The sequence below is a fragment of the Fusibacter sp. A1 genome, from assembly GCF_004125825.1.
Lineage (GTDB): Bacteria > Bacillota > Clostridia > Peptostreptococcales > Acidaminobacteraceae > QQWI01.
This window is the reverse complement of record NZ_QQWI01000043.1, coordinates 1-924: the sequence shown is the minus strand read 5'-3', so window position 1 is coordinate 924 and position 924 is coordinate 1. Positions and strand designations below refer to the sequence as shown.

Sequence of the window (924 nt, the reverse complement as noted above, 5' to 3'; positions counted from 1 at the left end):
TCGGACATCTACGGATCAATGTTTGCTTGCAACTCCCCGTAGCTTTTCGCAGCTTACCACGTCCTTCATCGGCTCTCAGTGCCAAGGCATTCACCCTGTGCTCTTAATATCTTGACCTCTTTTAACTTGCTATTCCTTCCGCTGACTTCGCCTACGCATCTCTTTCCTCAGTCGAGTATAACTAGTACACTCCTTCGTCAATCGATTTGCCGCCTTGTCATCGAAACGACTAGCTGCGTTAAAAAGTTTGAATAACAGTTACTGCTAACAGTTATTCGTGTTTACTCATAGCGTCGGCGAAGACTTATGAGTAAAACTTTTTTTGTGATTATATGAAGTTTTCATTGTACAAAACTAAATAGCTTTGCTATTTAAGATTGCGTCCAACAATCGGAACCGAAGGTTCGTTTTGTTGGAGACTGATCGAAGATCGGTCGAATACACTCTTAAACTATTACTATTCATTTATTTCACACTGCTAGACCTGCATGATTGAAAAACGAATCATTTCCGGTCTAATTTTGCAGAGCAAAATTTTGGTGGAGACAAAGAGACTTGAACTCTTGACCCCCTGCGTGCAAGGCAGGTGCTCTCCCAACTGAGCTATGCCCCCAAAAGAGCGAATGACAATCGAATTTATTGATAATTTGCGTTTATCCATCAATTGTATTCCATATTATGTTTTCAGAGCTGAACACTCTGGTGATGGTTCATGGAGTGAATGGAGTTTTAAAACCCAATTCGAACAATCTATCGATCGTCCTCCATGATGTCTCATAAATGAGCCATCAAAACTGAACAATGTACCTAACTGGATTCCTTAGAAAGGAGGTGATCCAGCCGCACCTTCCGATACGGCTACCTTGTTACGACTTCACCCTAGTCATTGGTTTTACCTTCGGCAGCTTCCTCCCCTAAGGGTTG

The 924-nt window shown here is 42.2% G+C and carries 1 tRNA gene and 2 rRNA genes; all 3 read right to left on the bottom strand.

Annotated features, from left to right (window positions below):
- Nucleotides 1-117, bottom strand: a 23S ribosomal RNA gene (locus DWB64_RS19105); the annotation flags it as partial.
- Nucleotides 118-537: 420 nt separating this feature from the next.
- Nucleotides 538-613: transfer RNA gene (locus tag DWB64_RS19100), tRNA-Ala, on the bottom strand.
- A gap of 211 nt (nucleotides 614-824) precedes the next feature.
- Nucleotides 825-924 (bottom strand): 16S ribosomal RNA (locus tag DWB64_RS19095); the annotation flags it as partial.